At 67.0% G+C, this 6122-nt stretch carries 5 protein-coding genes; all 5 read left to right on the forward strand.

All coding sequences use genetic code 11. From position 1 onward, the window contains the following. Window positions 1-88: 88 nt before the first annotated feature. Genes J1M81_RS22315 through J1M81_RS22335 form a run of 5 tightly spaced genes read left to right on the forward strand, consistent with a single transcriptional unit; the run spans window position 89 to window position 6091 of the window. Window positions 89-814: an ABC transporter ATP-binding protein gene (locus J1M81_RS22315; protein ID WP_206498859.1), complete on the forward strand. Its 726-nt coding sequence runs from the start codon at window positions 89-91 to the stop codon at window positions 812-814. After that, complete coding sequence (locus J1M81_RS22320) at window positions 811-1572, forward strand: ABC transporter ATP-binding protein (RefSeq protein ID WP_206498860.1); 762 nt, start codon at window positions 811-813, stop codon at window positions 1570-1572. The genes J1M81_RS22315 and J1M81_RS22320 overlap by 4 nt, the downstream gene beginning before the upstream one ends. Before the next feature lie 17 nt (window positions 1573-1589). Continuing rightward, the gene (locus J1M81_RS22325) at window positions 1590-3074 is read left to right on the forward strand and encodes an ABC transporter substrate-binding protein (RefSeq protein ID WP_230595169.1); all 1485 of its coding nucleotides are present in this window, start codon (window positions 1590-1592) and stop codon (window positions 3072-3074) included. 3 nt (window positions 3075-3077) lie between these two features. Beyond that, window positions 3078-4829, forward strand: a complete 1752-nt coding sequence (locus J1M81_RS22330) for an ABC transporter permease subunit (protein ID WP_206498861.1) — start codon at window positions 3078-3080, stop codon at window positions 4827-4829. Continuing rightward, entirely contained in the window at window positions 4826-6091 is a 1266-nt protein-coding gene (locus J1M81_RS22335) for an MFS transporter (RefSeq protein ID WP_206498862.1), read from the forward strand. Before J1M81_RS22330 ends, J1M81_RS22335 begins: the two co-directional genes overlap by 4 nt. Window positions 6092-6122 lie beyond the last annotated feature (31 nt).

Below are 6122 nucleotides of genomic sequence, written 5' to 3' on the forward strand. Positions count from 1 at the left end.
TCGAGTTGTTTCCGTACCGGCGCTCGCCTAAGGTTCAAGTGACAACGATTGTCGAAGTCATTCCCACTTCCAGGCTCAGGAGTTCGTCGTGCTCGTCGTCGAGAATCTCCGCATCGACGCCGGACGCACCCGCATCGTCGACGGCGTCTCGTTCGAGATACCCACGGGTCGACGCGTCGGCCTGCTGGGCGCCTCGGGTTCGGGCAAGTCCTCCATCGCCTCGGCTCTGGTCGGATACCTCCCGCCGGGCATCACGTGTTCCGGTCGCGTCGTCGTCGACGGCCACGATGTCGCCGGTGTTCCGACCCCGCGGCGGCCGCGCACCGCACGCCCGGCGATGGTCTTCCAGGATTCCGCGACGGCGCTGAACCCGACGGTCACCGTCGGCAAACAACTCCGCACGCCCGACGCCGCCGCGCTTCTCGCGCGAGTGGGTCTGCACGACACCGCGCGCGTCCTGGTCTCGCACCCACTCGAACTTTCGGGTGGGCAGCGTCAACGAGTCTGCATCGCAGTGGCATTGGCGCGCGAGAGCTCGCTCGTGATCGCCGACGAACCGACGACGGCACTGGACGTCCTGAGTCAGGCGCGCGTTCTCGACGCTCTGCGGCAGGTGCCGTCGCTGCTGCTGATCACCCACGACATCGCCGTCGCCGCGCAGTTGTGCGACCACCTGCTGGTTCTCGATTCCGGCAGAATCATCGAATCCGGTGCCACTGCAACGGTACTCAAGAATCCTTGCTCGGATCGAACGCGACAGATGATCGATGTGGCTCGGGCGGCCGATCCGTTCCGGCAGCTGGTTGCGTCGTGAGCCTGGACGAGTCTGCCGGTTTGGTGGGTACGGCACTCACGCGGCAGTACGAGAGGCACGGCACGTCGCACACCGCGTTGGATGCCGTCACGTTCGCAGTGCCGCCGACCGGGCGGATTGCCGTCGTCGGTGAATCCGGTTCCGGCAAAACGACACTGCTCCGCTTGCTGCTGGCCGTCGATGCCCCGAGCGGCGGAAAGATCGTGCTCGATGGGCAGACCGTCCGACCCGGATCGGCCGGATCGCTACGGTGGTTCCGCCGCCGTGTGCAGTACATTCCGCAGGATCCGGCGACCAGTCTCGACCCGCGCCGCAGCGTCCTCGACCTCGTCGCTACTCCGCTACGCCTACTCGGTATCGAGGGTGATCACCGAGCCAGGGCCACCGGCGCATTGTCTGCCGTCGGACTCGATGCGCACTTCCTGGCTCGCCGTTCGGCCGAGCTGTCCGGCGGGCAGAAACAACGAGTCGCCATCGCCCGAGCCGTGGCCTGCGCGCCGCACTATCTGTTGGCGGACGAGCCGGTCAGTGGACTTGATCCCGACCTCCGAGAGCAGGTGCTCGATGTTCTTGCCGGCCTACCGGGTGCGCTGCTGATCGTCAGCCACGACCTGTCGGCCGTGGCCAGACTCTGCAGCGACGTGTCGGTGATGCAGGAGGGTCGCATCGTCGAATCCGGTTCTGTTCGCAGCGTTCTCACTCGGCCCCAGCACGAGCACACCCGAGATCTGATCGACGCCGTTCCTCGGCTCACGTAACACAATCAGGAGCTACATTGACCAGCAACATGTTTCGCATCGGCGCGCTCGCAGCAGTGGGCACACTGACGCTCACCGGGTGCTTTTCGTCCAGTTCTGCCTCCTCCGACGACGGCGAGAACCGCGTGCGCGTGGCAATGCTGCAGCCACCTCGTTCGGGGTTGTCCCAGTTCAGTGACGACGCCTTCAAGCTGTCGCGCTGGTCCACCGCCGAGACGTTGATCGTTCTCGACGATCTCGGTGAGGCCGAGCCGGGTCTGGCCACCGCCTGGAACCGCGTGGACGATCGGACCTGGAACTTCGACATCCGGCCGGACGTCACGTTCCACAACGGAGTCCCGCTCGACGCAGCGGCCGTCGTCACCGCGCTCACCGCGGCCACACAGTCGGCCCCCAAGCCGCGCATCCTCGACGGCGTCGAGATGACGGTGACCGCCACCGACGCCGACAGCGTCGCCGTGACCACTGCCGACGTCGATCCACTGGTACCGCAACGACTGTCGAGCCCGCAGCTGGCCATCCTGGCACCCGACGCGTACTCGACGGGCAGCAGCAACCCCATCGGAACCGGCACCGGGCCCTTCGTGCTGAAGGCCGTGAACGGCACGTCGACAGCCACTCTCGACCGCAACGAGAACTACTGGGGAGAGCCGGCGAAGGTCTCCGGCATCGACGTCGACTTCGTACCCGACGGCACGGCCCGCGCCGCAGCGCTACGCAACGGCACAGCCGATGTGGTGGAGGCGATTCCGGTGTCTCAGGCCGCTAACGTCGATCAGGCACTCGTGCACGAGGTGCCGATGCCGCGCACCAACACCCTGTACCTGAACACCGAGTCCGGGGTCTTCGCAGACCCGGCCATGCGCGCAGCCGCACGCGAATCGATCGACCGCGACCGTCTGGTCGATCAGGTGTACGAGGGCCGCGCCGACGCCGCGAACGGACTGCTCGGCCCCGCTCTGCCGTGGGCCGCCGACCGGCCGTCGCGTACGCAGACCCCGGCCGGCGACGCCGCAGGGAAGAAGATCACCCTCGCCACGTTCACGGACCGAGCCGAACTCCCCGAGGTCGCGGTGCTGCTGCAGCAGGAGCTCGAAGCCAAGGGCTTCGTCGTCGAACAGGTCGTGCGCGAATATCAGTTCATCGAAACCGATGCTCTCGCCGGCGCTTTCGATGCGTTCATCCTCTCCCGCGCCACCGTGCTCGATTCCGGTGATCCGGCTGCGTACATGTACTCCGACTTCGCCTGCGAGGGCTCGTTCAACATCTCGCAGTTCTGCGACCCACAGGTCGACGTCGCGCTGGCCGACGCCGCAGCCACCGATCCGGGAGACGCTCGACGTACCGCGATCCTCGAGGCCGAGAAGTTGATCCTCGAGAAGGATGCCGCCGTACCGCTGCTGCACGAACGCGTCATTCAGGGCGAGTCCGAGAACGTGACCGGCGTGGCCCGCGATCCACGCGAGCGGACGCTGATCACCAACCAGACCGCCTTCGAGTAGGCAGTGAGAACGACTGTCTCACGGCTGCTCTCGGTGGCGGGCGTCGTACTGCTCGTCGGGATGCTGCCGTGGTTGTCCGACCGAGACCCCGCACTGAGCATTCTGCGGGCACGCTCCGCCGAGCAAGAAGCGACGCCCGAGGCCCTCACGGCCATCCGCAACGACCTCGGTCTCGACGCCGGGCCGCTACGGACCTTCTGGAACTGGCTCACCGGCCTCGCGTCGGGCAATCCCGGAACATCCTGGAACACCGGCAAACCCGTACTGCCCGGGGCGCTCGAGGCACTGTCCGTCTCGCTGACCCTGATGGGTTTCGCGATGGTCGTCGCGCTCGTGACGGCCGCTCTCGTCGTCCTGCCGAGCATGCGGGCCGGGCTGCGCGGCACGCCGAAGCGTACCGGCGGAAGCGTCGCCGCTGCCCTGACGTCCCTGCCCGAGTTCCTGCTCGCCTCGGTACTGGTGGTCGTCGGAGCAGTGTGGTTGTCGTTTCCGGCGTACGGGTGGAACGGGCCGGAATATGCGGTGTTACCCGCACTGGCACTGGGCCTTCCAGCGGGTGGCTTGATCGGTCGTCTCCTCGCCGACGCGGTAGCCGTGTCCTTCACCGAGGGATGGGTGATCACGTGGACGGTGGCCGGGTTCTCGCGGCGGCAGATCGCCGTCGCTGTGTTGCGCCGGGCCGTCCCCGGACTCGCCTCGCAGGTCGGTTTGATCATGGTCGCCATGACGGGCGGTGCAGTGGCCGTCGAAAAGGTCTTCGCCATACCGGGATTGGGGCGCTCGACGCTCGGTGACGCGCAGTCGCAGGACCTGCCCGCCCTGCAGATCGACATCTTGCTGCTGCTGGCCGTCAGTGCCGCCCTCGGTATCGCGGCGGAACTGTTGCGCCGTCTACTGCTCGGCAGCGCACTGCACGAGAAGGCGATGCCGATCCCGGCCGGGGTGTTCCACCCGTCACCGCGTCGGTGGATCGTTCCGATTGCAGCCGCATCGCTGCTCGCGGTGATGGTTCTGGTGGGGCTGCCACGAGACGGCCAGGTCACCACACGTGAGAAGTTCGCTCGACCATCGTCGGAGTTCCCGTTCGGAACCGACGCGTCCGGCCGCGACCTGCTCGCCCGAGTGGCGGACGGGGCCGTGCGGTCGATCGGCCTGTCGCTGGCGGTCACGCTGGCGGCCTTGTTCGTCGGGGTACTGCTGGGGCTGATTCCCCGAGCGACCCGAGGGCTCGTGGAGGTCACCAATGCCGCTCCGCCCGTCGTGACCGGCATCCTCATCGCCGCGATCTGGGGTCCCAGCGCCGGCGGGGCGGCTGTCGCGGTCCTGATCGTGACGTGGGCTCCACTCGCCGCGCACACCGCGGCACTCGTCGACGAGGCGCGAGCACAGCCCTACATCGCCATCTTGCCGACACTCGGTGCCGGCAACGGTCGAATCCTGTTCGGCTCCATCGTTCCCGGTGTGCTGCCGGCCGTGTTTCGGCACGCCATGATCCGGCTGCCCGGTGTCGCTCTGGCGCTCGCCGCCCTCGGATTCCTGGGCCTCGGTCCGCAACCGCCGACCGCGGATTGGGGACTGATCCTGTCCGACGGGGTAGCCGCCGTCGAGCGAGCACCGTGGGTCGCGGCAGCACCGCTGGCGTCGTTGATCGCACTGGCCGTCCTCGCCGTCTCCGTAGCCAGCGCGACGTCGGGGCGGGTGAGAACGACCGGTAGCGTTGACGGCAAAGTCGATGCAGGAGGGCGCGTTACATGAGTTCGAGGACCGACAAGTCGCCGACGCGGTGGCGGTGGTCGTTTCTCGTCGACCTCGGGCGCGCCACGCCCACGGTGCGATTGCTGGTTCTCACCCAGATGACGTTCAACATCGGCTTTTTCATGGTGTTGCCGTATCTGTCGGTGCACCTGACGTCCGATCTGGGACTCGGAGCGGCACTCGTCGGTGTCGTCCTCGGTATCCGAACGTTCTCCCAGCAGGGCCTGTTCTTCGTGGGCGGCACCCTCGCCGATCGGTGGGGCATCAAGCCGGTGGTCCTCGTCGGCTGTGTCCTGCGGGTACTGGGGTTCCTGGGCCTGGCCGCGTTCGATTCTCTCGCCGGTGTCGTCGCCGCGACGGTGCTGGTCGGGTTCGCGGCCGCATTATTCTCTCCCGCAGTGGAATCCGCGATCGCCATCGAGGCCGGTAAGAGCGAACGCAGCGGCGGCGCCACCCGGGTTCAGACCTTTGCGCTGTTGTCGGTGTGCAATCAGATCGGATCGTTCACCGGCCCACTCATCGGATCTCTGCTGTTGTTGGCCGACTTTCGGATCGCATGCCTCACGGCCGCAGTCATTTTCGTCCTCGTCATCGCCGCGCACATCAGATGGCTGCCGCGCGAGCCCGGCGAACACCGCGACGATCCGTGGCTCTCGGGCTGGACCGACGTGATCCGAAACCGCACCTTCGTGCTGTTCGCCGTCGCCATGAGCGCGCAGTTGGTGGCCTACAACCAGCTGTATCTGCTGCTCCCCCTCGAGGTCGAACGGGCCTGGGGAACCCAGACGGTACTCGGCTGGTTCTTCGCAATCTCCGCAGTACTCGTCGTCACGACGCAGTTGCCCATCACCCGACGCGTCGCCGCGGTCTCGCCGCGCATCACGCTGCCGATCGGATTTGCTGTCATGGCACTCTCTTTCGCGCTGGTGGCGGTCCTCAGTCCTCTGGAGCTGACGGGGCTCGTCGGCCTGATTCCGGCCGCCCTGTTCGTGCTGCTGCTGGCATTGGGACAGATGATCGCAATGCCGCAGGCGCGCGACCTCGTCCCCAAGATGGCTGCCGAACGGCGACTCGGGTCGTACTACGGATTCATGGCCTCCCTCGGCGGCATCGGGGTACTCCTCGGCTCGATCGCCGTCGGAGCGGTGATCGACGCGTCACCCGACACCGGCTGGGGAGCAGCAATCCCATGGCTGGTCGCTGCCCTGTTCCCCATCGCCAGTGTCATCGGCCTGCGAATCGTGTTGGCTCGACTCGACTGAGTTGGTTCTGGTGTCGCCGACGTCTGTCGGC

The organism is Rhodococcus sp. KRD175, assembly GCF_017168275.1.
Lineage (GTDB): Bacteria > Actinomycetota > Actinomycetes > Mycobacteriales > Mycobacteriaceae > Rhodococcoides > Rhodococcoides fascians.